General features: G+C 40.1%; 17 protein-coding genes. 10 read left to right on the top strand and 7 right to left on the bottom strand.

Going from position 1 to position 23,418, the window contains the following annotated elements:
- Positions 1-629: 629 nt before the first annotated feature.
- From ACRRSQ_RS12105 to ACRRSQ_RS12080, 6 genes are all read left to right on the top strand, one after another.
- On the top strand, positions 630-2,108 hold the full coding sequence (locus tag ACRRSQ_RS12105; protein ID WP_440876003.1) for a sulfatase family protein: 1,479 nt from the start codon (positions 630-632) through the stop codon (positions 2,106-2,108).
- Positions 2,109-2,545: 437 nt separating this feature from the next.
- Positions 2,546-5,005, top strand: coding sequence for an alpha-amylase family protein (locus tag ACRRSQ_RS12100; RefSeq protein ID WP_440876002.1), 2,460 nt, complete (start codon positions 2,546-2,548; stop codon positions 5,003-5,005).
- A 155-nt stretch (positions 5,006-5,160) separates the two neighbouring features.
- Positions 5,161-6,846, top strand: coding sequence for a sulfatase (locus ACRRSQ_RS12095; RefSeq protein WP_440876001.1), 1,686 nt, complete (start codon positions 5,161-5,163; stop codon positions 6,844-6,846).
- A 20-nt stretch (positions 6,847-6,866) separates the two neighbouring features.
- Entirely contained in the window at positions 6,867-8,792 is a 1,926-nt protein-coding gene (locus ACRRSQ_RS12090) for an FAD-dependent oxidoreductase (RefSeq protein ID WP_440876000.1), read from the top strand.
- Entirely contained in the window at positions 8,792-9,907 is a 1,116-nt protein-coding gene (locus ACRRSQ_RS12085) for a hypothetical protein (RefSeq protein ID WP_440875999.1), read from the top strand. Before ACRRSQ_RS12090 ends, ACRRSQ_RS12085 begins: the two co-directional genes overlap by 1 nt.
- 63 nt (positions 9,908-9,970) lie before the next feature.
- Positions 9,971-11,002 carry a family 16 glycosylhydrolase gene (locus ACRRSQ_RS12080; protein WP_440875998.1) on the top strand — a complete coding sequence of 344 codons (1,032 nt, stop codon included), beginning with the start codon at positions 9,971-9,973 and terminating at the stop codon, positions 11,000-11,002.
- A gap of 68 nt (positions 11,003-11,070) precedes the next feature.
- Here ACRRSQ_RS12080 and eno read toward each other — a convergent pair whose 3' ends face one another.
- Genes eno through ACRRSQ_RS12065 form a run of 3 tightly spaced genes read right to left on the bottom strand, consistent with a single transcriptional unit; the run spans position 11,071 to position 14,809 of the window.
- Positions 11,071-12,360, bottom strand: a complete 1,290-nt coding sequence (gene eno / locus ACRRSQ_RS12075; RefSeq protein ID WP_440875997.1) for a phosphopyruvate hydratase — start codon at positions 12,358-12,360, stop codon at positions 11,071-11,073.
- A complete protein-coding gene (locus ACRRSQ_RS12070; protein ID WP_440875996.1) occupies positions 12,350-13,318 on the bottom strand; it encodes a phosphotransferase family protein in 969 nt (322 codons plus the stop codon). The genes eno and ACRRSQ_RS12070 overlap by 11 nt, the downstream gene beginning before the upstream one ends.
- A gap of 12 nt (positions 13,319-13,330) precedes the next feature.
- Positions 13,331-14,809 (bottom strand): aldehyde dehydrogenase family protein, encoded by a 1,479-nt coding sequence (locus tag ACRRSQ_RS12065; protein WP_440875995.1) that lies wholly within the window; start codon positions 14,807-14,809, stop codon positions 13,331-13,333.
- A 309-nt stretch (positions 14,810-15,118) separates the two neighbouring features.
- On the opposite strand from ACRRSQ_RS12065, the gene ACRRSQ_RS12060 reads away from it, so the two are divergent.
- On the top strand, positions 15,119-15,967 hold the full coding sequence (locus tag ACRRSQ_RS12060; protein ID WP_440875994.1) for an AraC family transcriptional regulator: 849 nt from the start codon (positions 15,119-15,121) through the stop codon (positions 15,965-15,967).
- An 11-nt stretch (positions 15,968-15,978) separates the two neighbouring features.
- Here the strand turns inward: ACRRSQ_RS12060 and ACRRSQ_RS12055 are convergent, their stop codons facing one another.
- On the bottom strand, positions 15,979-16,863 hold the full coding sequence (locus tag ACRRSQ_RS12055) for an AraC family transcriptional regulator (RefSeq protein WP_440875993.1): 885 nt from the start codon (positions 16,861-16,863) through the stop codon (positions 15,979-15,981).
- Between the two features lie 168 nt (positions 16,864-17,031).
- Here ACRRSQ_RS12055 and ACRRSQ_RS12050 point away from each other — a divergent pair, with 168 nt between their 5' ends.
- From ACRRSQ_RS12050 to ACRRSQ_RS12040, 3 genes are read left to right on the top strand one after another with little or no spacing between them, the layout of a single operon-like run.
- Complete coding sequence (locus tag ACRRSQ_RS12050; RefSeq protein WP_440875992.1) at positions 17,032-17,946, top strand: carbohydrate kinase family protein; 915 nt, start codon at positions 17,032-17,034, stop codon at positions 17,944-17,946.
- Between the two features lie 2 nt (positions 17,947-17,948).
- Positions 17,949-19,460, top strand: a complete 1,512-nt coding sequence (locus ACRRSQ_RS12045; RefSeq protein WP_440875991.1) for an L-fucose/L-arabinose isomerase family protein — start codon at positions 17,949-17,951, stop codon at positions 19,458-19,460.
- 8 nt (positions 19,461-19,468) lie between these two features.
- Complete coding sequence (locus ACRRSQ_RS12040) at positions 19,469-20,299, top strand: class II fructose-bisphosphate aldolase (protein ID WP_440875990.1); 831 nt, start codon at positions 19,469-19,471, stop codon at positions 20,297-20,299.
- A gap of 169 nt (positions 20,300-20,468) precedes the next feature.
- Here ACRRSQ_RS12040 and ACRRSQ_RS12035 read toward each other — a convergent pair whose 3' ends face one another.
- The 3 genes from ACRRSQ_RS12035 to ACRRSQ_RS12025 are packed head-to-tail and all read right to left on the bottom strand — an operon-like array spanning position 20,469 to position 23,364.
- The gene (locus tag ACRRSQ_RS12035) at positions 20,469-21,749 is read right to left on the bottom strand and encodes a TRAP transporter large permease (RefSeq protein ID WP_440875989.1); all 1,281 of its coding nucleotides are present in this window, start codon (positions 21,747-21,749) and stop codon (positions 20,469-20,471) included.
- An 18-nt stretch (positions 21,750-21,767) separates the two neighbouring features.
- Complete coding sequence (locus ACRRSQ_RS12030; protein WP_440875988.1) at positions 21,768-22,340, bottom strand: TRAP transporter small permease; 573 nt, start codon at positions 22,338-22,340, stop codon at positions 21,768-21,770.
- On the bottom strand, positions 22,315-23,364 hold the full coding sequence (locus ACRRSQ_RS12025; protein WP_440875987.1) for a sialic acid TRAP transporter substrate-binding protein SiaP: 1,050 nt from the start codon (positions 23,362-23,364) through the stop codon (positions 22,315-22,317). The genes ACRRSQ_RS12030 and ACRRSQ_RS12025 overlap by 26 nt, the downstream gene beginning before the upstream one ends.
- Positions 23,365-23,418 lie beyond the last annotated feature (54 nt).

Raw genomic sequence — 23,418 nt, 5'->3', positions numbered from 1 at the left:
TGAGCAAGTGCGTCATTAGTGGCTTGCCACCAGTCACCAAGTGCGAGCTCAGAGTATAATGGTGCAAGGCTGCAAGCGTTATACTCTGACCCTTATTCAACGATTGTATCCTTGTCGTCAGGAATAATTACTTTTACGTCCGACGTGCTTAATCGATTCTTAAATACAAAACGACTCTCTGGTTTGTTAGTCAATCTTACTGATTTGTTTGTTATCGATAACATGTTGTTTTTTGTGTTAAACGAATTTTTATGTCGATATGATTCGTCACCATATTTTGGCTGAACTATAAGGTTTAACTGAAATTAGTGGTAAAAAGCACTACTGATCAGAATTGACCTTACTTATTGGTATAGCGTCGTTATGCTTTACTAAAATGGTTATTGATATAAATATAAGTTTAAATATAATGGGTGGTATTCATATATAAATGATATTTGTGTGTAATTTATGACGTGTTAGATTCAACGTATTCAAAGGTCGCTTATCTACTGGCTTTTATAATTATTTGAAATAAATGATTATTTTGGTAGGGAGTGATTTTTATGAAGGTATCAAAACAATCTTTAACGCTATATAAATAATTGCTTCAAATATTCAGATAAACTAAAAGAGAGAACCTATTACTAATGATTAAACTACTTACAAGTATTTTATTTTTGTTATTTGCACTTGATAGCTATGCTGCGAATGATAAACCAAACATATTAGTTATTCTCGCTGATGACCTAGGTTATGGCGATGTTGGTTTTACCGGCGCTAAAGATATTTTCACGCCAAGACTTGATCAATTAGCACATGATGGTGTCATCATGAAAAATGGCTACGTAACACATCCATTTTGTGGTCCATCTCGTGCTGGACTGATCACAGGACGTTATCAATCACGTTTTGGTTTAGACATTAACTTAACTAATTCAAAGTTTGATATGCACAATGGTTTACCAAATACGGAACAAACATTTGCTAAACGCCTACAAAAATCAGGCTATACCACGGGCATTATAGGCAAATGGCATCTGGGTGGTTCATATGTTTTTCATCCCAATAATCGTGGCTTTGATTACTTCTATGGTTTTTTGTCTGGGGGGCATCGTTACTTTCCTGAACAAACAGATATGATATTGCCATTGTTACAAAATAATAAACCACGCTATGGCGCCAATGAAGGTACTTTTGAACCTTTAATGCGTAATAATAATACTGGCGAATTTAATGAGTATTTAACCACCGCATTAAGTAGAGATGCTGCAAAGTTTGTCTCGGAAGCGGAAAAACCATTCATGCTGTACCTAGCCTACAATGCCCCGCATGGACCATTGCAAGCCCCTGAAAAGACAATTGCAAAATACAGCCATATTAAAAATCAACACCGACAAATTTATGCGGCCATGATCGATGAAATGGACAGTGGTATTGGTATGGTGGTTGACGCGTTAAAGGCATCAGGAAAATTTGATAATACACTGATTTTCTTTTTGTCAGATAACGGTGGCGCTGCAACAATGACAGCGGCAAATGAAAATAGTAAAGGCAAAAGAATTTATTCATCAAGTAAGCCATTTCGTGATGGCAAAAGTAGTATGCGCGAAGGCGGTTCTCATGTGCCATTCTTTGTACACTGGCCTAAAGGTATTAAAAAAAGTGGCACATTTAACGGTTTGGTTTCTGCGTTAGATATTGCGGCAACAGCGGTGGCATTGGGCGATGGCGATACCTCAGGCAAACCATTAGAAGGGAAGAATATTATTCCTTACTTAAATGGTGATAAAAAAGGCTCACCGCATAAAGCTCTTTTTTGGCGAACAGAGCAAAATAAATGGGCAGTACGAACCGAAAAAAGCAAATATCTATTAGCTCAAAAGCAAGAAAAAGCAGAGCTTTACGATATGATTAATGATCCTTACGAGAAAAATAATATCGTTGAGCAATACCCGCAACTAAAAGCTAAAATGGCAAATCTTTGGAATGAGTGGAACCAGAAAAATATGAACAATATCTTTTTATCTGCGACTCCTTACCAGCAAAGTCGATTAGATTTTTATGAAAACTTATATAATCAATTAAAAGCTAAAGCTGAAAAAGAAGAAAAGCTCATCATAAAATAGTCTCATAATGGCTTAAAAATCGAGTAACTAAAGCATCTATCCTGACCAAGTTACTCGTTTTTAAACCCAATTCGCGATAAATCTGTACCGTTGTTACTAACATAGAAATTTTTATCGCTATTGAAGCGGCTTTTCAAGCCAAGTCAAAATCTAGCACCTAACCAAATCTAGCATATAAATTATTTCCTTCAAGTTAATAACATTATCTTCTGATCAGTCGCCGTTACTCTTTCAGTATAAAAACTATTAGTTTCAGAGCATCTATTATTCATTTTCTGGAGTGTATTTTGATGATCCGCATGGCGTTTTCAGAAAATAAAAATAAGCATTATAAACAGTATACGAATGTAAACATATGATGTATAGTATTTCTCATTAAAAAGATAATCCGCTTATTTCTGTGTAAAAAGAAATAAAGCAGAACAACGGGAGAGACCATGAAACGACATTTTTTGGCCGCATCAATTGCGTCAGTATCATTAATGGCGGCTGGCTGTAGTCAGCATGACAATGCGCAAGAATCAGCAACGCAAGCTTTGCCAGCACCTGCGGTAGAAACCTTAGCAAGTGCGCAAGCGAGTGCAATTAGCCCTTTAGAGCAGCAAGCGCGTATAAAGCTGGCAACATTAACTGAAATGATGGATAACGCGCGTTCGAAAAATATCGATGTTGCGCGAGAAGAAACCATTGTTTGGTTTGCTGAACAGTTTTTAAAATTTGCTAATTGGGATGAAGCAAACCCTGAAACGATTGAAAAAGCGTTTGGTTACGAGCGTTATTATGCCGCTAATAAAAAAGAGTTAGCTGAAAAACTTCCCGATTTTGAACGTACCAAGGTCATTGAAATACTCGACAAAGGTATTGATGTACTAGGTCAAGAGCTGGGTGGCGAAATAAAACGTCGTCCAGTGAATAAAGTCGACTGGCAAGGCACCAAAGCCGGCGACAATATGTTTATCAGTAATGGTAAGCCTATTTTCCCGTACGATTATTTTTCTAAAACCGTCGGTCAGCCGCTCACAAATACTGATGTTTACAATGATCATTTAGGCGCGTTATATCACGGCGGTGAAAATTTATATCCGGTGGATCATGACCGCGCAATTAACTCGTTTTTGGTTAAAGAAGATGGCAGTTTTGATCAAGAGCTAATGAAAGAGCTCACCGGTATTCCAGATACTAATATTGGCTTTTTGGTTTATTGGATCATGGGTATTCCGCAATGGCTAGAAGCGCAAGATCCCGAAGTGCGCAAAGGACGCTCGCTATTTACCGGTTTTGATGTTGATAACCCGTTAGCACGTGATTTGTGGGGCAAAATTATTCGTGAAACCGGGCGTTTAACCAAAGATAAAAAAGTCACCGAGTTAGGTTTTGTATTGGCGAATGAACCACATTGGTTTTCAGAAAAAGACCATTGGACCTATCGCTTTAAAGAAATGAATTCAATTTCTAGACACACCTTGGCTAAATTTCGCCAGTGGTTAGATAACAAACACCAAGGCGATATTAATCATTTAAATGCTACTTGGGGCACTAGCTATGCAAACTTTGACCAAGTTGAAATTGATATACCGCTTGATACTGCGTTAAAAGGCCAACCCATTTGGTTTGATTGGATGCGCTATAACATGGACCGTGGCACCGACTGGTTTGCTTTTATGCAGAAAGAGCTTCATTCAGTAAACCCCGAGGCAGATACACATATTAAAATTATGCCGCGTATGTTCATGGACAATTCACGCTCAGGCGGTATCGATACCGAAGCTTTGGCGGAATTAACCACTATGGTTGGTCATGATGCCAAGTCGTTTGGTAGTAAAAATATTCGTCCGGGTAAATCATCAGCATGGCTTGAAAAATACAGCTATCACTGGGGCATTGTTGCCATGTTCCACGACTTTATGGAATCGGTTGCGCCAAATAAAATTAACGTTAACTCAGAGTCGCACTTTTTATCTTCAGGTCAATGGCGTGACTTAGACACCCGTACCAGTTATGTGCGCAGTGTGTATTGGCTGGCAACATTATTGGGTATGGATGCCAACATGGGCTGGTTTTGGGCACGTGATCCAGATGGCTCACCAGAAGATCGCTTAGAAGGCGACTTAGACTTTTTCGACCCAGGTTTAGGCGGCGCCTATGCAGGTTCAAATAATATGCAGCCGCATGTTACAAACGAAGTGACCCAAGTGATGTACGACTTAAACAGTTTCTCAGAAGAAATTGTAGCCCTGCGTGAACAACGTCGACCACTGCGCTTATTTTATTCAGAAACAACCGCCATCAATATTGATGACTACATGACCCAAGGCTACAAGCTTTACGAAGAACTATTCTTTGAAGGTTTCCCGATGGGATTTGCCACGAAAAATATTATTGAAAAGCAAGATAATAGCCAATGGGATGCGATTGTTGTTTATCGAAATCACTATGTAAGCGATGAAGAATTTGCCACCATTCAAGGATATTTAAGCCAAGGCGGTACCGTGATTTTAGATAATTCAAACAGCTTGTCACTGAATGAATATGGTCAAAAACGCACAGCAAAACTAAGCGCGGGTAAAGGCAAACTAATTGTGCTTGAAACAAGCGATATTGCCAAAATTAAGCAAGCGGCACTGGCAGAAGTTAATAACAACAGCTTATCGGATGTTGTACTGACACAAGATAGCGGTGTTGCTCATAAAACAACGACATGGCGCACAGTGAAACAGCCTAATGGCAGTTATTTGGTTAACATTTTAAATGTTGGTCACCACACGGCTAAAATTGACTTATCGTTAAGAACTGGCCAAAACATGGTCATTAAAAACTTAATGACCAGCAACTCACTCAACTCAAGCTTTGAACTTGAATCTGAAGGCATTTTATTGCTAGAAGTTACGCCAAAGTAAGTTCAAATCATCTCACGCTAGTTTAAACATTTTAGGCTAGCGTGCCTTTTTATTTCATTGTTTACGCAGCATAGACAGGTTATATCGTTAACGCGCTTTGCTTATCTATAAACAATAGCTTGATGGATAGCCCTATTTGAAATTTAGGTAGCCAAATGACATTGAATTTTATCATTGCATTAAAAAATATCGTTTCACCGTTAATCATTAGACGGATAGTAATGGTTATTGCTTTTGCTTTACATCCGCCGTTATTTGCTCAAGCCGTATTAACTCAGCCTAATGTTTTATTTATTTCTATTGACGATTTACGTCCTGAAATTGGCAGCTATGGCAGTAATATTGCCGTAACACCCAATATCGATAAATTAGCTTCACAGGGGATCCAATTTAACCACGCTTATGCACAACAAGCGATATGTGGGCCATCGCGCGCGAGTGTTATGACGGGCTTACGTCCAGTTACATTGGGTGTTACTCATAATTACGTTAAATTTCGAGCAAAAATCCCTGAGGTTGTTACTATCCCGCAGTATTTTAAAGAACAAGGTTACCAAACCACCTATGTCGGCAAGATATTTCATCACGGTGATTTAGACGATGAGAAGTCGTGGAGTTGGCTACCTAAAGCAAGTTGGTTGCCTTCATCTACAGCAAAACCTGTTCGGTACGCTAATGCTGGTAATGCCCAAATACAACAAACTCACCGTAAAGCCATGTTTGCTAAATATGGGCAGCAAGCAAGATTTGGTTTGGGCAGTGGACCTGCCGTAGAAGGTGAGCCAGTTGCCGATCATATCTACCCAGACGGTTATAGTACCGAGCTTGCCATAGCCGCGTTAGCACGACTAACCGAGTCTAACCAACAGCCATTTTTCTTAGCTTTTGGTATGAAAAAGCCACACTTACCTTGGATAGCCCCCAAAAAATATTGGGATTTATATCAGCGAGATAAAATAATGCTAAGCCAAGATACGCAAGCACCTCAAAATGGTGCAACGATGGGATTACATGCTTCGTTTGAATTAAGAACGTTTTTTGATATTCCCAAACAAGGAAACATTTCTACCGAGCAAGCAAAGCAGCTAAAACACGCCTACCTCGCAACTGTGAGTTATGTTGATGCACAAATTGGAAAACTAATTGCCGCGCTAGCGAAAGAAAACTTGCTCGACAATACCATTATTGTCTTGTGGAGCGATCATGGCTATCACTTAGGCGAAAAAGGCATTTGGGGAAAAGCGACCAATTATGAAATTGCTACGCGTGTGCCACTCATATTTTGGACGCCAAAACTTGCTAAACAATATCAACAAAACGCAGCTTCTGTTCGTTCAAATGCTTTAGTTGAGCTTGTCGATATTTTTCCAACACTAACCGTACTTGCCGGGTTAGAAACACCCCAAAACCTAGATGGTATAAGTTTAGTGCCATTATTTAGCCAACCAGAGCGGCAATTAAAAACGGCAGCTTATAGTCAGTTCCCAACACCTGCGCTTAGAGAGTGGGGCGCGTACCCATTAAGAAAAGGTATGAGAGAGACTTATTTTGGTCCACTGATTGAGCAAGTTGAAGACAAGATAAAAAGCCAAGTCGGGCAGCGATGGCAGCGGGAACTTTTTGAACAACACTTAATGGCCTATGCAATGCGAACTAAGCAGTATCGTCTTATTGCTTGGCAAGATACCCGTGACTATAACAAGGCACCGATGTTTGTTGAATTATATGATCATCAAAATGACCCTAATGAAACCAATAACATCGCTGCCAGTGAGCGCACAATCGCAAGCTTATTATTAAAGCAATTAAAACAACAACGTTATCCAAACTCTCATAAATGATTTAATTCAAAGGCCAGCACATGAAAAGAAGAAGCTTTTTTAAATTAGGCGCAGCAAGTCTTGCCGCAACAGGGTTAGCACCAAGTATCGCACAGGCAAGCAGTAACAATTCAATTGCCAGTCGTAGCAAAGATAAGTGGCTGCATTTAGGCAAAGGCAAGTCGATGAAACCCAATCGACAACAAAAAAAGCACGCTGATGTTGTCGTAATTGGTGGTGGCGCCGCGGGAATTTGCGCTGCCGTGTCTGCGGCAAGAAATGGCGCTAGTGTGATTTTAGTGCAAGATAGACCGGTATTAGGAGGCAATGCCTCTAGTGAGATGCGCGTTCATCTTAATGGCGTTAATCATTTAAAAAATGGTTTGCCCGAGCGTGAAACTGGCATTATCGAAGAAATGCTATTGCATAACCGCTTTGAAAACCCACAAGAGTCTTTTCCCGTGTGGGACCATGTCTTGTATGACTTTGTTATTCGTGAGCCAAATATTGAGTTATTACTAAATACTCAAGCCATTGAAGCCATTACCAATGGTGACACGCTAGAAACGGCGCGTTGCTGGCAGTTAACCACGGAAACGGAATATTTGTTGTCGGCTAAATATTTTATTGATTGTTCCGGTGACGGTTTGCTAGCGGCTTCTGCTGGTGCGGAGTATCGTACCGGACGTGAAGGCAAAGAAGAATTTAACGAGCAGTATGCACCAGATAAACCGGATGGCTGGCAAATGGGCGCATCGTTATTAATGTCGGCAAAAGATATGGGTAAACCTATGCCTTATTCGCCGCCAAGTTGGGCAATGGAATACGATCCAGAAAAAAATGGCGCTCATCAGAAACGTAAATTTCATGCTTACCACGAAGGTATTTGGTGGATAGAGGTAGGTAGCGACGATGATATTATTGCAGATGCTGAAATTAATCGTCATAAATTAATGGCTTATTTACATGGTGTTTGGCACTACATTAAAAACTCAGGCAAGTTTCCTGAGTCTGAAAATTTAGCGTTAGACTGGGTTGGATCGTTGCCCTCAAGGCGTGAATCTCGTCGTTTTATTGGCGATTATATATTGTCTGAGCCCGATATGCTCGGCTATAAACACTTTGACGACGCGGTGGCTTTTGGGGGGTGGTCGTTAGATGAACATAACCCCGGCGGTATTGAAAACCCGACTGAGCCACCGAGCTATTTTCATGCGCATTTTGAAGAAATATATCAGTTTCCATTTCGCAGTTTATATTCAAAAAATATTGCGAATTTACTCTTTGCTGGGCGTAACGTTAGTCAAACACATATTGCTTTATCGTCGAGTCGCATTATGGCCACTTGTGCACTGCAAGGACAAGCGGTTGGCACTGCGGCAAGTTTGTGCTGCGATAAAAATGTTAGTCCGAGAGAACTTGCAAGGCATCATATTTCGCAATTACAGGAAAGTTTGTTACGTGCTGATGTTTATATTCCTAAACGCCCAGCCAATGATGATAAAGATCTTGCTAAACAAACGCTTGAATTATTTGCCTCAAGCACATCTTCAGGTGAGGCAAAACATTTAATCAATGGAATCTCTCGCGATATTGATGGCAATATCAACCATTGGCAGTCGCGCCAATTACCTGCCAATGTGCAGTTAGAATGGCAAGAACCGGTGACGATTTCACAGGTTGAAATAAAATGCGATACCAATTTACAGCGCAATATTATGATGCGAAAAGATTCTCAAAACGAAGGGATATATCGTAACAACGTACCTGAAGAAATGATGAAGTCGTTAGCGGTATTGGCACGAATAAAAGGTCAATGGCAAACCGTTGCTACCTTAGACAATAACCGCACACGGCTAATTACATTGTCGTTTGCACCCGTTTTAGCCACTGCGATAAAAATTGAGCTAATACAAACCTACGGGAAAAACCAAGCAAGACTTTATGAAGTGAGAGCTTACGCCTAATGAAGTGGCTAGTGGTTGTTGCGGTTTTACTGTGCACTAGCGCTTTTTTGATTGTGCTTGATGACTTTCAAGCACAACAGGTGCAAGTGAGTTTTGGTCATGCTGCAAATTTAACTGATAAACCCATCACTAAAATATTACGTGTTAGCAGTAGTGGGTTAAACGACGATAGCAACTATTCGATGGACGTTGAATCGGTTTATTGTGGTGAAAAAGTCTGTAAAGTTGACCCAGTTACTTTGCATTGGGACCAATTTGGCCGTTATCAAAAACTCACCTTGCGAAGTGGTATTACCCTTGAAAAAGGCCAAGGGCAGGCGTTTGAACATGCAGATTATCGCAAGCTTGATCGAATTTTAAGTGATCGGGCGAATAGCCTGCAGCTATTTTACAAAGAAGAATTGGTCGCGAAAAACAGTGGTGGCAACTCGGTTGACGCTATGTCTGGCGCAACCATCGCTATTAATAAAAACGATTATGTTGAAGGCGCAATATGGACTTGTTTTACCCTATGGCACTTTGCCAACGGTGAAATTGTCGAAAAAATACGTCGCCATAGCGGGCAGAGCAAAAGCATAAAGTCGCTTTATCAATTGGCTAGATCTACTGATGAATTTCTTAAACTTTATGCTCTTGAACAATTAACCCTAAAAAGAGCGTTCGACGGAGAAAGCGCTGATATTTTGCGCCATGGAATAAATGTTAATAGTCAAAATTATTTAATGGCTTTTATTCGATATATTGAACAATTTAATAAAGCGGATTATCAACAGCAAATCGTATTTTTGCTTGAGCATGATTTACTGCCGGTGCGTCTTTTAGCACTGCAAAGTGTGCTTAATAACAAAGCGAAAACGTCTTCAGCATTTTTACATCGTATTTCTAGTCAATTATCGCGTGATTGGCAGCATCAAGAAGTGCATTTATTCGTGCAAATATTAAAAAGTAGCCACCTTGACCAGCAAGCCATTAATAGTTTGCTTGCCGCTAAAATTGAACATTTAACGATTATTTCAGCGCGAAAACTGTATTGGTATTTGGCCGAGCAAACTTTGTCTAATGATGCTCAGCAAAAAATGCATCAATTTTATCAATTACATCAGCATCGCCTCTAATGGCAACCATTGCTATCACTGTAACATTTAAGACATCTAAAAAAGAGAATAAGGAAGGGTATTTTGAAAGCTAATCAAGTTAACCAAGCTAATCATCTTAAGCGACTATTGCTTGCAGCAAGTTGCCTATTAGCAACGATGCCAGTTTATGCGCTGGCAAAAGCAACGCTTCAACACTTGCCGTTGTCTGATCCGACTAATACAGGAAACTGGGTACTCAATACCCAAGTCAGCGATGAATTTAACAGCAGTAAAGTTGATGAAGACCGTTGGTTTATTGTCGGTAAATTTAAAGACGGCAAGCCAGAATATAAACACCCAGATAAGCCTAATAAATGGGTTTGGAAAGGCCGTGCTCCGTCGCAATTTTCAGGACGAAACTATCGCTTAGAAAATGGCAAACTTATGTTAGAAGCGCGCTGGGAGCCAGACTTTCCGTTTAGCGATGAAGTGCGCAAGCCAGTTTTTGGTGAGCCAATGAAACACGAAAACATAACCGTGCCTTGTTTTATTGGTCGTCGTGGTTTTACTTACGGCTATATTGAAATTCGAAGTAAATCGGCAGATGCCGAGATCACCAGTGCCTTTTGGTCGATGGGCGATGGCCTTGAATTTGACTTTTTTGAGTCTTTTGGTGACAGCCGAGAAGACCCTAATAAAGCACACCTTGATAGTGAATTGTGGTGGTCAATTCGCGACTGGAAAAAGCCGGTTGGCGGAAAGCCTAGCTATACCGAACGCAAGCAATTAGGTTTTAGAGTAGCTGACGATTTTCACGTTTACGGCATTGAATGGCATGAAAACGGCGTCAACTATTATATCGACGGCAAATTATTTTCCTCGGTTACTGCAGAGCAAGTTACCGAGTGGGCGCATAAAAATCGCGAAGGTCTGCCAAAAAATTATAACGGTTATGTGGCAACCAAACCGATTAACTTATGGTTAGACATGGAAACATTTGCTTGGCACGGTTACCCCAACAGTAAAGCGGATTTAGAAAAAAATAGTCCCGAAGGTAAAAAAGACGATGGCGTCGTCGACTTTGAAGTGGACTATATTCGCGTATGGCAAAAGCCGCATCAGCTTGGAAAGTAGTAAAATTATCGTAAAGAGCTAATAACCTATGGCTATCAGCTCTTTGAGTATACCGTTAAGTTTGTAACCTAACCTTTGGTGAGTGATTGATATATTTCACCACCAATAAACTTTGCACGTAAGGATTGCTGATGTTGAATACGAATAAGTTCATTCCATTTCACCATGCGTTCGCTGCGTGTAAAAGAGCCAACTTTGAGTTGCCCCGCGTTAGTTGCTACGGCTAAATGGCTAATAAAAGCATCTTCCGTTTCCCCTGAACGCGCCGACACAACAGGCAGCCAACCGGCTGATTGCGTTAAACGTATTGCATCTATGGTTTCACTTACGGTGCCAATCTGATTAAGCTTAATAAGTACGCTGTTGGCGAGTTTATTTTCAATACCGTGCTGAATGCGAACTTTGTTGGTGGTAAATAAATCGTCGCCAATAATTTGTACTTTATCGCCTATTTGTTCTGTAAGTGCTTGCCACATAGGCTCATCTGTATCAGCAAAAGGATCTTCAATTGACAATACATGATATTTTTCACACCAGTTTAAAATAAGCTGCAAAAATTGTTCAGGTGAATATGATTTGCCATCTAGTGGTAGGTGATATTTGTTATCTCGGTATAAATCACTCGCGGCAATATCTAAAGAAAGCGATACATCCTTGCCCGGTACATAATTGGCTTTTTCTATAGCTTCAATTACAAATTCAAAAATTTCTTCATGCGAATTAAAGTTTGGCCAAAAGCCGCCTTCGTCTGCACAACCGGCTAATAAGCCGCGTGCTTTCAAAAGTTTTTCACCTTGCTGATATACGTTATAGGTAACTTCTAAACATTCTTGATAGCTTTTCGCGCCATTAACAATAAGTAAAAAGTCTTGAATATCTGTGCACCACTGAGCATGAGCGCCGCCGCCAACGAGTTGAATTTCTGGCAACGGGATAAGGCTGTTATCGCAGTGATTGTCTAGCGTTTGGTATAAAGGCTGCTCTAAATGTTTTGCGTTGGCATTCGCCACGGCTAAAGAAATACCTAAAATTGCATTTGCGCCAAGGCGTGATTTATTGTCGGTACCGTCAAGCTCACACATACTTTTGTCTATCAATCGTTGCTCGCTTACATCTAAACCAACAACTAAATGTGCAAGTTCACCTTTGATATGCGCTATCGCTTGTTTAACCGATTTTCCGGCAAAGCATTTAGGGTCGCCATCACGTAATTCTATGGCTTCAAATTGCCCTGTTGATGCACCCGAAGGTACTAACCCAAAGCCTTTAACGCCATTTTCTAAAGTAACAACGGCTTCAACAGTGGGTTGACCACGAGAGTCGAATATTTGGTATGCATCGATATCTTTAATTTTCATGTTGTTGTATCTCTTTTTCTAATTCGTGATAGGTCGTTATTTTTTGAGCAAATAACGTAAGTGCAAATTTTCGTACCTGTTTTTTTTCTTGTTGGCTTAAATATTCAACAGGTGATTTTCCATCGATTCTGGCCAACATCAAAAGTGCCGTAATGTTGGCAATATGATCAAAGGGCACATCAGTTAAGTAAACAGGCGTTAGCGCCGATTGATAAGCGTTAATAAATGTCCGACTGAGTTTAAGTAGCGCAGGATCGTTAAAGTGAAAATATTTTAAAAATAGGTGATGCAACATAAAAGCAACATCAAAAGCTGGATCGCCAAACCATGCCACTTCGCAATCAATTATTTTGACATCTCCTTTTTTCACTAAAATGTTTTTAGGACTGAAATCACCATGTACTAAACATAACTTTCGTCCAGCTATCTTTTGACACAATGCCGAAATAGCAGGGCGCTGTTCTGGATAACTGTCGGCAAGTGTCTCAAAGTATGGGGCAAGCCTAAGTTCTTTGAAATTATCGTCTGAGTCAAACTGATCCTTGGCAATCGGATCAAGCCAACTTTTTTGATGAATAACGCCTAAAGCATAGCCAATAAGATGTGCGGTTTGCGAACAAAACTCTTTTTGTAATAGCCGTTTTTTCCAGTCTTGATGTTGATTTCCTAAATACTCCATCACAAACAAGTTGTCATGCTCAAATGCAGCGATCACTTTAGGCGCACATTGTGGTAATATCGTGTTCAAATACTGCAAATATCTTTGCTCATACATATTACGGTTGGTGTCGGCAAACCAATCTTGTTTGACTTTGAGTTTGGCTAATGCTTGTTTAACCACAAAGCAGTTTTCACCGTCTTGTACTAAAAAAATATCGCAACTTACGCCACCAGTAAGTGATGTAAGTTGTGTATTTTTAGACAGTTCAAACCCTTTTGCTTTCAGTAGTTCGATCATTTTGAGCCCTTATTAACGAACAGATGCGATCGATTGATGACGTAAATAGCCTTCAAATGTTGCGACACTATTTACCCCGCCGCCACAACCACTTTGATTACAGGCACCATAATTGAGTCCGTATTCAAATACATTGTGTGCATTGATCCAGCTATTACCGCCAACTAAGCTGTGGGCGAGCTTTATGGCTTTATCGCTATCGGTTGTCCAGACACTATTGGCTAAACCATACGGATTTTGGTTCGCTCGGTTAATAACTTCGTCTTCATCGCTAAATTTGAGTAAAAAGGCAACAGGCCCAAATATTTCTTCTTGCGCCCATGTATTATCGTCTGAGCCTGCTAGTAGGGTTGGTTCAATGAAATAACCGTTCGCATATTCGCCATGGGTTATTCGATTGCCGCCACAAAGCACTTTTGCACCTTGCTCTTTTGCCTCCTTAATACAATTAAGCACTTGACTAAGTTGTTTTTCGGTACAAATAGGGCCCATTTCTGCTTCTGGATGCGCACCATTAAGTACTTTAGTTGATTGATATTTTGCTTTGGCTTTATCAACAAATTCTTGGTAGATGTCTTCATGAATGTACCAGCGAGATGCGGTACAACAAACTTGTCCAGCGTTTAGGGTAACTGCACCAGATAGGTTTTCTACTGCATGATCAACATTGGCATCATTACAGACGATTGCTGCGCCTTTACCGCCAAGCTCTAATTTTGCTGGCACTAGATTTCGACCACATACTTCAGCAACATGTTTACCGACAGCGGTTGAACCAGTGAATGACATGAGTTTAATTTTTTGACTCGAAATTAGTGCTTCGCCCGCAACAGAGCCTTGACCAGGCAATATATTTACTACACCTGCGGGAAAGCCTGCTTCTTGGCATAGTTTTGCCAAATATAGACTAGACAAAGGTGTTTCAGACGCGGGTTTTACTACGACGGTGTTACCCGCAGCGAGTGCCGGCGCGATACCCCAAGCACATAAGGTCAGTGGAAAATTCCAAGGAAATACAAAACCTGCAACGCCATAAGGAAGTTTAACGACGTGACTGTCTGTTGTAGTTAGGTTGTTATTGCTGGTGTATTCAAAATCTTCAGCGACATTGGCAAAATATGAAAAGCAATCTGCAGCAAATGGCACATCAAACTCTAATGCTGCGCTAATTGGCTTGCCAACATCGATACATTCGAGTTCAGCGAGTATTTGTTCATCTCGTTGAATGAGTTGTGCAAGATTACGTAAACAACGGGTTCTTAAAGTAATGCTTTGCGTTGACCAGGCGGTAAAAGCATTTGCAGCACTGTCTATCGCTTGGTCAATATCTCGGGCACTTGCTAGAGAAACAGATGCGATTTTTTCGCTGGTAGCCGGATCAATTACATCTATTGCTTGCGCTGATGTTTGCCAATCACCATTTGAAAAAAAGGGTAATTGCATTGGTTCTAAAAAATCGAGTGTAGATTTACTTAATTTGGCTTTTGTCATTGTTATCTCCCAACTTATTCATCGAATATGGTGTGGTTTGTAATGTGCGATCTTCTTGTTGTATTTTTACTTTGCCATTATCGGATAAAAATGAAGCGGCTAAAAATAGCCGATGCAAGGCTAAAATTATCAGATTGATTGTTTCAGGGTGGTATTTACCGGTGAATTTGACTAAAAATTAGCTTTCTGTAGATGATCTTTAACCGTAATTCGTTCATTATGTGACATCAAACTAGCTTGATTTTCAGCATCATAATAAACAAATGTTGGTGAAAAATTATATCGTTATTAATAAGTTAAAATATTTTTATGAAAGCAATAAAAGAAGACGTTTTATATCAATCGGGCTCGTTTAGTGCTTACTTGTATGAAGGACCGTCTTTTGATCATCCGTATCATTTTCACGTTGAGCATGAAATTGTTTTAGTTAATAAAGGCAGTGGTACTTTATTAGTGAATGATCAAGCGTGTGAATTTAACGAAGGTGATATTTTTATATTAGGCGCTAATACACCGCACTCGTTTATTAGTGCTGAAGGTGATGAGCAAGTGCGCTCACTTGTTATTCAATTTAGCGGCACTTGCTTTGGCGAAACCTTTTTTCATATTCCGGAGTTTCGAACTATCGGCAAGTTATTAGAAAGTGCGAAATTTGGCTTAAGAATTAAAAGCAATGAATCTCACGTGGAAAAGATCATTGAAAATACCTGTATTTCTAAAGGTGCTTTGTCTGTTGTTCACTTGTTAACCTTACTAACCAATATTAGCCAGCTTGAAAACATTGAACAAATCATACCAACCCAGTCGTTTACGGGCAGCCAACTCGAGTCTCATAAACTAAATGCGGCGATAGACTGGGTAAATGCCAATTATTTTTGTAGCATTGACCTAGAAGAAATTGCGGAAATTACCAACTTAACAAAAACGGCATTTTGTCGAAGTTTTAAAAAAGCGACCAGTAAAACGTTTTTGCAATACCTAAATGACAAGCGCATTGAAGAGGCGGCAACTAGGTTAATTCAAAGTGAAGATTCAATACTAAAAGTGGCTTACGATGTTGGCTTTTCTAATATTAGTAGTTTTAACCGATACTTTAAAAAGGTTAAAGGCACGTCACCCACCCATTTTCGAGAAAACTTCCGTAAACTGGTCAACTAGCTTATTTTCAATCAACTCCCTTTTAATTCGCTTGTTGAAATTAAGGCCAACTGCCGACGATAAACTGCAGGGCTAGTTTTCATTTGCTTTTTAAAACGTCGATGAAAAAAAGCCATGTTGTTATAGCCACATAAAAAAGCAATGTCTTCTACCGCTTTATCACTATTTCTTAATAAAATGCAGGCTTGACTGATGCGATATTCATTCAGGTACGTGGTAAATGTTTTATTAAAGACTTTCTTAAAAAATTTCGAAAAAGATGAAGGGGTAAGGTGGGTTATTTTGGCTAAGTCGTCAGCGGTTATCGAGTTTTGATAGTTTTGCTCGACAAAAGCGATTAGGTTTTCAATGCGTTTTGACGCTTGATGATTAATTTCAAACTCCGCTTCGTGACTGATCTTTTCGGCGTCAATCTGGCTGAGTGCTTGTAATATCTCAATAAATTGCCATAAGCGTTCAAATGAAGATAGTCGCTTAAGGTTTTCCAGTTGCTTTACCAGTGCGTTGCTTGCTTTAGCTGAGAACAATATTCCTTGATGACTTCTATCTAATAAATTGGCAATCGATTCAAACTCTGGTTTTTGTAACCAATTCTCGCCGAGCAAGTGTTCATCCCATTGAATAAAAGTTGAGGCGACACCTAGTTCGTCGCTCACTTGTTTGTTGGCTTCACTGCGCCAACAATGTGGCAAATTACGACCAACCAGTACTAACTCACCAGCACAAAAATTTCGAATAGTATTGCCAATGTACGCAATACCTGTACCTTTTTTGATATAGGTCAATTCCCATTGTGGGTGATAATGCCAAGGCGAATTGAATTGATAATGCTCAAAATTTGCGTAATGAAAAGACTGCCTAACGTCTTTAGTTATGTGTTCTAGAACAGCTTTCATTCATTTTTCCTTTTATAAAGCTTGTTTATATTAAATGAGAATCTTCATTGATAGTCAAACATTTGCTCTGGACAAAATAGTACATGTTTTTCCAGAATGAGTATTTATAGTTGCTCTCGCTTTTACCTTATTGTTAGCTCAAGTTTAATGATGAGGTTTGAGGCTTGTATGAAAGCAAAGGTAATTGTTTCAGGGCTTAATGTGGTTGATTTATTGGTGACCTTACCAAACGAGATAAAGCTCGGCGGTAAACAACAAGTTGACCATTTAGTGATCCAAGGCGGGGCGCCGGCTGGAAATGCTGCATGTGTTATGTCGACCCTTGGCGCAGCAACTTCATTTGTGGGTTATGTTGGGCAAAGCACACTCAATAAAATTGCCATAAGTGAACTTGAGCGCTGCGCTGTTGATACTTCGTTAATGATATTAAATGAAAATCATGACCCTGCCGTCGCGCTTGTCGAAGTTAATGCTCAAAACGGCGAACGTACCGTCTTTTATTCGTTAAATAATTATCAAGCGCTTGAACAAGAAGATGTAAATGAACAATGGCTTGCTAATGTCGATTTACTTTTTGTTGATGGCTACGACATTGACGGCAATATTGAATTGCTTAAATGTGCTAAAAAACTGGGTGTTACTTCGGTATTAGATATTGAAGCCGGTGAACGCAGCAAGCTTACGGAAATGTTATCACTGGGTCAGCACTGCATTTTGCCGCTTGAATGTGCGCAATTTATTGCCCAAAGCGACGACCTTAACCAGTGCTTTGACCGGCTAGCTACCATGAGTCAAGGTCAATTAATCATTACCGATGGCGCAAACGGAAGTTGGGCGTTAACGGCAACAGGCATTGTTCATCAAAGTGCATTTAATACCACAGTTGTTGATACCACAGGCTGTGGAGATTCATTCCACGGCGCATATAGCTATGCATTATTGAACGGAAAAAAACTAGAGCAACGTATGCAATTTGCCTCAGCTTATGCCGCGATTGTTGCTCAATATTTAGGTGGACGAACTTTTCACCCAAGCGAGAACGATGTTTACAACTTTATTCAATCACAGTCTTTAGGAAACTAGCCATGAGCGTGAAATTTTTACAACGAAAAGGCATTGTACAAGATGAAATGAATGCGTTGATTACCGCAGAAAAGCCGCGAAAAAATGTGCCGATCGCACTGATAGGTATAGGGCTTGAAATGCATTTTGATTGGGCAAAAGCCAAGGAAAGTTTTGTTGAAGCAATTAACCAAACCCAGCGCATATTGCCAAATAATATGCATTTAGTGTATGAAAAAGAGCCGCTGCAAACCAAAGACGAAATTTTGCGTACGTTAAATCAATATAAGCGCGAGGGTGTTAAAGGCATTATTCTTTATCAAGCGTCATATATTGCTGGCGATTTAGCACTCGCACTGGCCACTTGGTTGCGAGAAAACAACATGCCGTTGTTAAGCTGGTCGCATACCGAAGTTACTGGCGGAAATTTAACAGCCAATCGTTTTTGTGGGCAGAATTTTTTGCTCAATATTTTAGCGTCTATGCAAGTTAAGTATTCATGGGTTTTTGCCGAGTTAGGCAGCGAAGCATTGCAAACACAGTTAAATCGCTTTGCGCGTGTTGTTTATGCAAAATCGCAACTGCGCTATGCGAAATTGTTAATGGTTGGCGGCATGCGGGTGCCCGGTTTTTATGACTGTGAGTTAAACGAAATTTCTGTCGCGCAACATTTTGGACTTGATTTTGAACGGGTTGATCTTGAAACCATTTGGCAACACGGTGAAAAGTTTAGCGAAGATCAGGTAATGCCAATTGTGAGTAAACTGATCAATGCAGAAGCGTGCGCAAGTTATTTGGTGAAAGAGCAAGAGTTATTTCTCAGCGTGCGTTTAGCGCTAGGTTTGGCTGACTACGTGCGCGAACATGATTACTTGGGCGTGGCATTAAAAAATTGGCCTGAATTATTTGACCGTTATGGCATAGCAGGCGATGGCGCTGGTGCCTTGGTGCAAGATCTTGGCATTGTTGTTGCCGATGAATCAGACATGGGCGGCTTGTTGACCATGGTAACTTTCAATGAACTTTGCCAAGGCGAAAGCTTACCGACATTAATGGACATGTCATTTCTCGATCCAGACAATAATTATCTTGGTATGTGGCACTGTGGCGGCTCGTCGACCAAATTAATGAAAAAAGGCAGCCAACTGCAAGTGCGTAACCATAGCATTTTAGACAATTTTGACGAAGACACTTCCTGCGGCATGTTGTTTGAATTTCTTCAAGAATTAGGGCCCGTTACTATCGCCAAATATCAATATCCGCATGCATCTTCTGTGTTTGCTTTTGAAGGCGATATTGTAGCGTCTGAAATGCGTTACCGCGGCTGTTATGGTGAAATAAAACCGAAAAATACCGATACCCAATCTATTATTCACACGGTACTTAGCAGCGGGCTAGATCATCACTGGATTGTCGGTCGAGGTCATTTCTTAGAAGACTTACACGAATTTAATCATTGGGCAGATATCACGCCTATTTCTATGTTATCGCCGAAAATAAGCGGGCGAAGCATCAATAAAAACATGAATTATTAGGGGTTATCATGACCATGAAATTGGCGCAATTACTTAAAAACTATCGAGCACAGCAGCGCTGTTTAGCAGGTTTTAACGTGAACGATATTTACGATATTAATGCCGTTGTTAGTGCGGCAAACCAAATCGACTTACCGGTTATGTTAATGACTTACGGACCTGTGGTTGAATTAAACAGCACCCTTATTTGTCGAAAAATGGTTGATGGTTTTATGCCAAAAGCGAATAACCCTTTGTATTTGCATTTAGACCACTCAACCTCGGTCGATTTATGCAAGCAAGCGATTGACGACGGCTATGACTCGGTAATGATCGATGGCTCTCAGCAAAGCTTAAAAGAAAATATCGCCATGACTAAAGAAGTGGTGAATTACGCACGCAGCGCAGGGGTCGCGGTAGAAGCTGAAATTGGTAAAATTATGGGGCGCGATGTACAAGTAAACTCTGAAGATGATTACTTAGCCAGTGTTGCTGATGTTGTCGCGCTATACGAAGAAGCAGGGCCAGATTCAGTGGCCGTAGGCATAGGTACCGCTCATGGTTTTACGCCAACTACGCCAAAAATTCATTTTGATCGACTCGCTGAAATTGCCCAAGCGGTGCCAGCACCATTAGTATTGCACGGCGGAACAGGGATACCAGATGCTGATATTCAAAAATCAATTCCTATGGGTATCGCAAAAATTAATATTGGCACCATAGTACACTCTACCTATATGCGTGCAATGCATGCTGAAATTGGCAAAGATGTTGCCAGTGCCTATCCACCATTTGTTGCTCAAAACATTATTCCTGAAATTGCCGAAGTTGTTTGTTCAAGATTGCGTGCTATTACTTAACTTCCTAGTCTTAACTTTGTTATTAAGATGATAGCTTTAGATCGTTATTAAAGCTTTCAAATTCTGAAGCGGTTGATTGGGTTAACCGCTTTTTATTCTATTGGTATCCCGTATCCCTTTCCCGAACTGAGGTGTGGCTATTTATTTAGCGTTACACTTGTTTTGACAATTAACGGTATAAAAGTGTCGGCAGCCACATTGAAAGGCTTGGAATGAAAGTGACCAGTAATAATACTGTCACTAAAGGGATCAAAAATGGAACCGTTGCTTTTGCACACTCTTCAAAAGGGACTTTTGACACACGAGATAATACGTATAAGACCATACCCACAGGTGGTGTTAATAAGCCTATCATCAGGTTAAGTACCATCATCACACCAAAGTGCACAGGGTCAATGCCCAAACTAATTGCGATAGGCAATAATACCGGCGTTAATATCGTAATTGCGGCAATGGTTTCCATAAAACAACCAACAACAAATAATATCAGTGTCATAAGCAATAAAATGGCGGTTTTACTTTCTGTGATCGTTAACATCCATGTGGTGAAGTCTTCGGTTACTCTTTGACTGGTTAATACCCATGAAAAAATCGCAGCTCCGGCAATAATAAGTAAAATAATACTGGTCGTTTCAATCGTTTCCATGCTGACTTTAACCAGTTTTTGCCAGTTTAAGGTGCGATAAACAAAAGCACCTAATACAAGGGCATAGACAGTTGCGGTGATGGCGGCTTCAGTAGCTGTAAAAATACCAAATAAAATACCACCAATAATAATGACAGGAGTCATTAAGGATAAAAAGGCCGACTGAAACGTGGTGGTTATACGCGTCATGCAAAAGCCAGCATCTTTAGGGTAATTTCGTTTTTTGGCGTAAAAATAAACCATGACCATTAAAGAAATGGCCATTAATAAACCTGGAATAAAGCCAGCGGCAAATAATTGTCCAATAGAAGCACCAGCCATTACGCCGTATATAATCATGGGTAAACTTGGCGGGATAATAGGGCCTATCGTAGACGAGGCTGCGGTAAGACCAACTGAAAAGCCCGCATCATAGCCCTTATTGCGCATTGCTTTTACTTCGATAGCGCCTAAGCCGCCCGCATCTGCAACGGCAGCACCAGACATACCGGCAAACATGATAGAAGCGCTGACGTTTACATGACCTAAGCCACCACGCATCCAACCGACCAAAGCATTGGCAAAATCAAATATGCGATTGGTAATGCCTGCTGAGTTCATTAACGCACCAGCGAGTACAAAAAATGGTATTGATAACAATGGAAAACTGTCCATACCACCCACCATGCGATGTAAAACCACTAATTCAGGCACTTGCCCGTCAACCATTACGGCGAGTAAAGCTGAACCTGCCAAAGCAAATGCCACTGGAAAGCCCAGAATGACCATAATAATAAGAGAGATAAAAAGCGTAGCAATAACCATGTGATTTCCTAATAAGATTTAATCGCAGCTAGCTGAGCTATTTTGATCGCACAATTGCTGAGGGTTAATAAAAATACTGAATAAGTATTGGCTGCTGCGTAATAACATGATTAATAAACTGGCAAAAATAACCCCGTATAACACGCTGATGGGTAAGGCAACTGACGCCATTTTATGTATATGTAATAAAGGCATTATTTGCCATGCAAAGTATGCTAATGCTGCGATAAATAAGACATTACATACCGCAATTACTTTATATAAATTTACGGAAACTTGTTTTGGTAACCACCGATGAAATAGTGCGACAAAAATATGAGTGTTTTTGCGAATACCGACACATGCGCCTATAAATCCTAAACAAACGAGTTGGTAACGCGCGACTTCTTCGGTCCAACCCAGTGGCGCTGAAAATACATAGCGGCTTACAAATTGTGAAAACACAGTGATCGCTAATAACCAAAATAAAACAAAGGCTAGCCAATCTTCTATTTTATAATCTGAATAAGCGAAGTGTTGTTCTTCTTCATTGAAGCTAAAAGCATTGCTTTCTTGTGGTGCTAAATTATTGGATATTTTGTAATCTGTCATAAAACTCAGCCCCTAAAGCGTGTTTAACTTGTGCGTGTTGAGATAATGTTTTTTCACGGAACAGGTTACGGTCAACCGTTAATATTGTTGTTCCTTGTGCTTTAAACCAGTCAATTAGCGCTAGTTCTGACTTTCTCGTATCGCTAGATACACCGTTAGCAGCGGCTTTAAATACGTGAATAAATATCTTTTTATCATCTGTATTTAGCGATTCCCACAAGCGGTTGCTGGTAACTGAAAGAATTGAACCTTGTAAGTGTCCAGTTAAGCTGATGTATTTTTGTACTTCATAAAATTTCTTCGCTTTAATGGTAGGTAGTGGGTTTTCTTGTGCGTCAACCACACCTTGCTGCAGTGCTAAATAGACTTCTGAAAAAGCAATAGGACTGGGGTTTGCGCCGACAGCTAGCGGGAACATTTTATAGATGGTCGCGTTAGGAACACGCAGCTTAAGGTTATGCATATCTGCTGGCGTGTTAATGGGCTTATTTGAAGTTAAATGGCGTTGACCATAATAATTATTACCAACAATTTGATTTCCTCGCGTCGACTTTTTATACCCAGCGACCATTTCGTCAAATAAGCTACTGTCAGTAAATGCTTGCCAATGTTGATAATCTCGAAAGATATACGGGAGTTCTGATAAGGCTATTGGAGGATAATTTTGCCCAGCAAAACTGGTGCCGGTATAAATAATATCAACCGTGCCTAAACTTAAACTTTGATTTAGTTCGGCTTCTTTTCCCATTATTGATGTTGGAAAAACCTCGATTACATATCGGCCTTGGGTTTGTTTTTCTATTTCACTCGCTGCCCACAATGCCCACTTATGCAATGGCTCTGAGGTTTCGTATACATGCGCCCAAGTTAACTTTATAACTTTATTTTCTGTCGCATTTGTTTGATAAGAAAATAATAAGGTTAATAGCAGTATTGTATACAGGCAAAACAATTCGAACTTGCACACTACGTGCTTACTGAGCGCAGGTGATTTTTTAAAAAAAATAGGTGAAATAAAAGTCATTATTAAAATAATTATTTTGTTTATTGTTAACATTTAAGCATATGAGTATTATCA

It is taken from the genome of Thalassotalea sp. PLHSN55, assembly GCF_052030545.1.
Classification (GTDB): domain Bacteria; phylum Pseudomonadota; class Gammaproteobacteria; order Enterobacterales; family Alteromonadaceae; genus CANMXU01.
Note: the sequence above shows the minus strand (reverse complement) of the source record. Positions and strands in the feature narration are given on the sequence as shown.

Coding starts and splice junctions, on each gene's coding strand:
- ACRRSQ_RS12105 (WP_440876003.1), top strand. CDS start 630: ATGATTAAACTACTTACAAGTATTTTATTTTTGTTATTTGCACTTGAT.
- ACRRSQ_RS12100 (WP_440876002.1), top strand. CDS start 2,546: ATGAAACGACATTTTTTGGCCGCATCAATTGCGTCAGTATCATTAATG.
- ACRRSQ_RS12095 (WP_440876001.1), top strand. CDS start 5,161: ATGACATTGAATTTTATCATTGCATTAAAAAATATCGTTTCACCGTTA.
- ACRRSQ_RS12090 (WP_440876000.1), top strand. CDS start 6,867: ATGAAAAGAAGAAGCTTTTTTAAATTAGGCGCAGCAAGTCTTGCCGCA.
- ACRRSQ_RS12085 (WP_440875999.1), top strand. CDS start 8,792: ATGAAGTGGCTAGTGGTTGTTGCGGTTTTACTGTGCACTAGCGCTTTT.
- eno (WP_440875997.1), bottom strand. CDS start 12,360: ATGAAAATTAAAGATATCGATGCATACCAAATATTCGACTCTCGTGGT.
- ACRRSQ_RS12070 (WP_440875996.1), bottom strand. CDS start 13,318: ATGATCGAACTACTGAAAGCAAAAGGGTTTGAACTGTCTAAAAATACA.
- ACRRSQ_RS12065 (WP_440875995.1), bottom strand. CDS start 14,809: ATGACAAAAGCCAAATTAAGTAAATCTACACTCGATTTTTTAGAACCA.
- ACRRSQ_RS12060 (WP_440875994.1), top strand. CDS start 15,119: ATGAAAGCAATAAAAGAAGACGTTTTATATCAATCGGGCTCGTTTAGT.
- ACRRSQ_RS12055 (WP_440875993.1), bottom strand. CDS start 16,863: ATGAAAGCTGTTCTAGAACACATAACTAAAGACGTTAGGCAGTCTTTT.
- ACRRSQ_RS12050 (WP_440875992.1), top strand. CDS start 17,032: ATGAAAGCAAAGGTAATTGTTTCAGGGCTTAATGTGGTTGATTTATTG.
- ACRRSQ_RS12045 (WP_440875991.1), top strand. CDS start 17,949: ATGAGCGTGAAATTTTTACAACGAAAAGGCATTGTACAAGATGAAATG.
- ACRRSQ_RS12040 (WP_440875990.1), top strand. CDS start 19,469: ATGACCATGAAATTGGCGCAATTACTTAAAAACTATCGAGCACAGCAG.
- ACRRSQ_RS12035 (WP_440875989.1), bottom strand. CDS start 21,749: ATGGTTATTGCTACGCTTTTTATCTCTCTTATTATTATGGTCATTCTG.
- ACRRSQ_RS12030 (WP_440875988.1), bottom strand. CDS start 22,340: ATGACAGATTACAAAATATCCAATAATTTAGCACCACAAGAAAGCAAT.
- ACRRSQ_RS12025 (WP_440875987.1), bottom strand. CDS start 23,364: ATGACTTTTATTTCACCTATTTTTTTTAAAAAATCACCTGCGCTCAGT.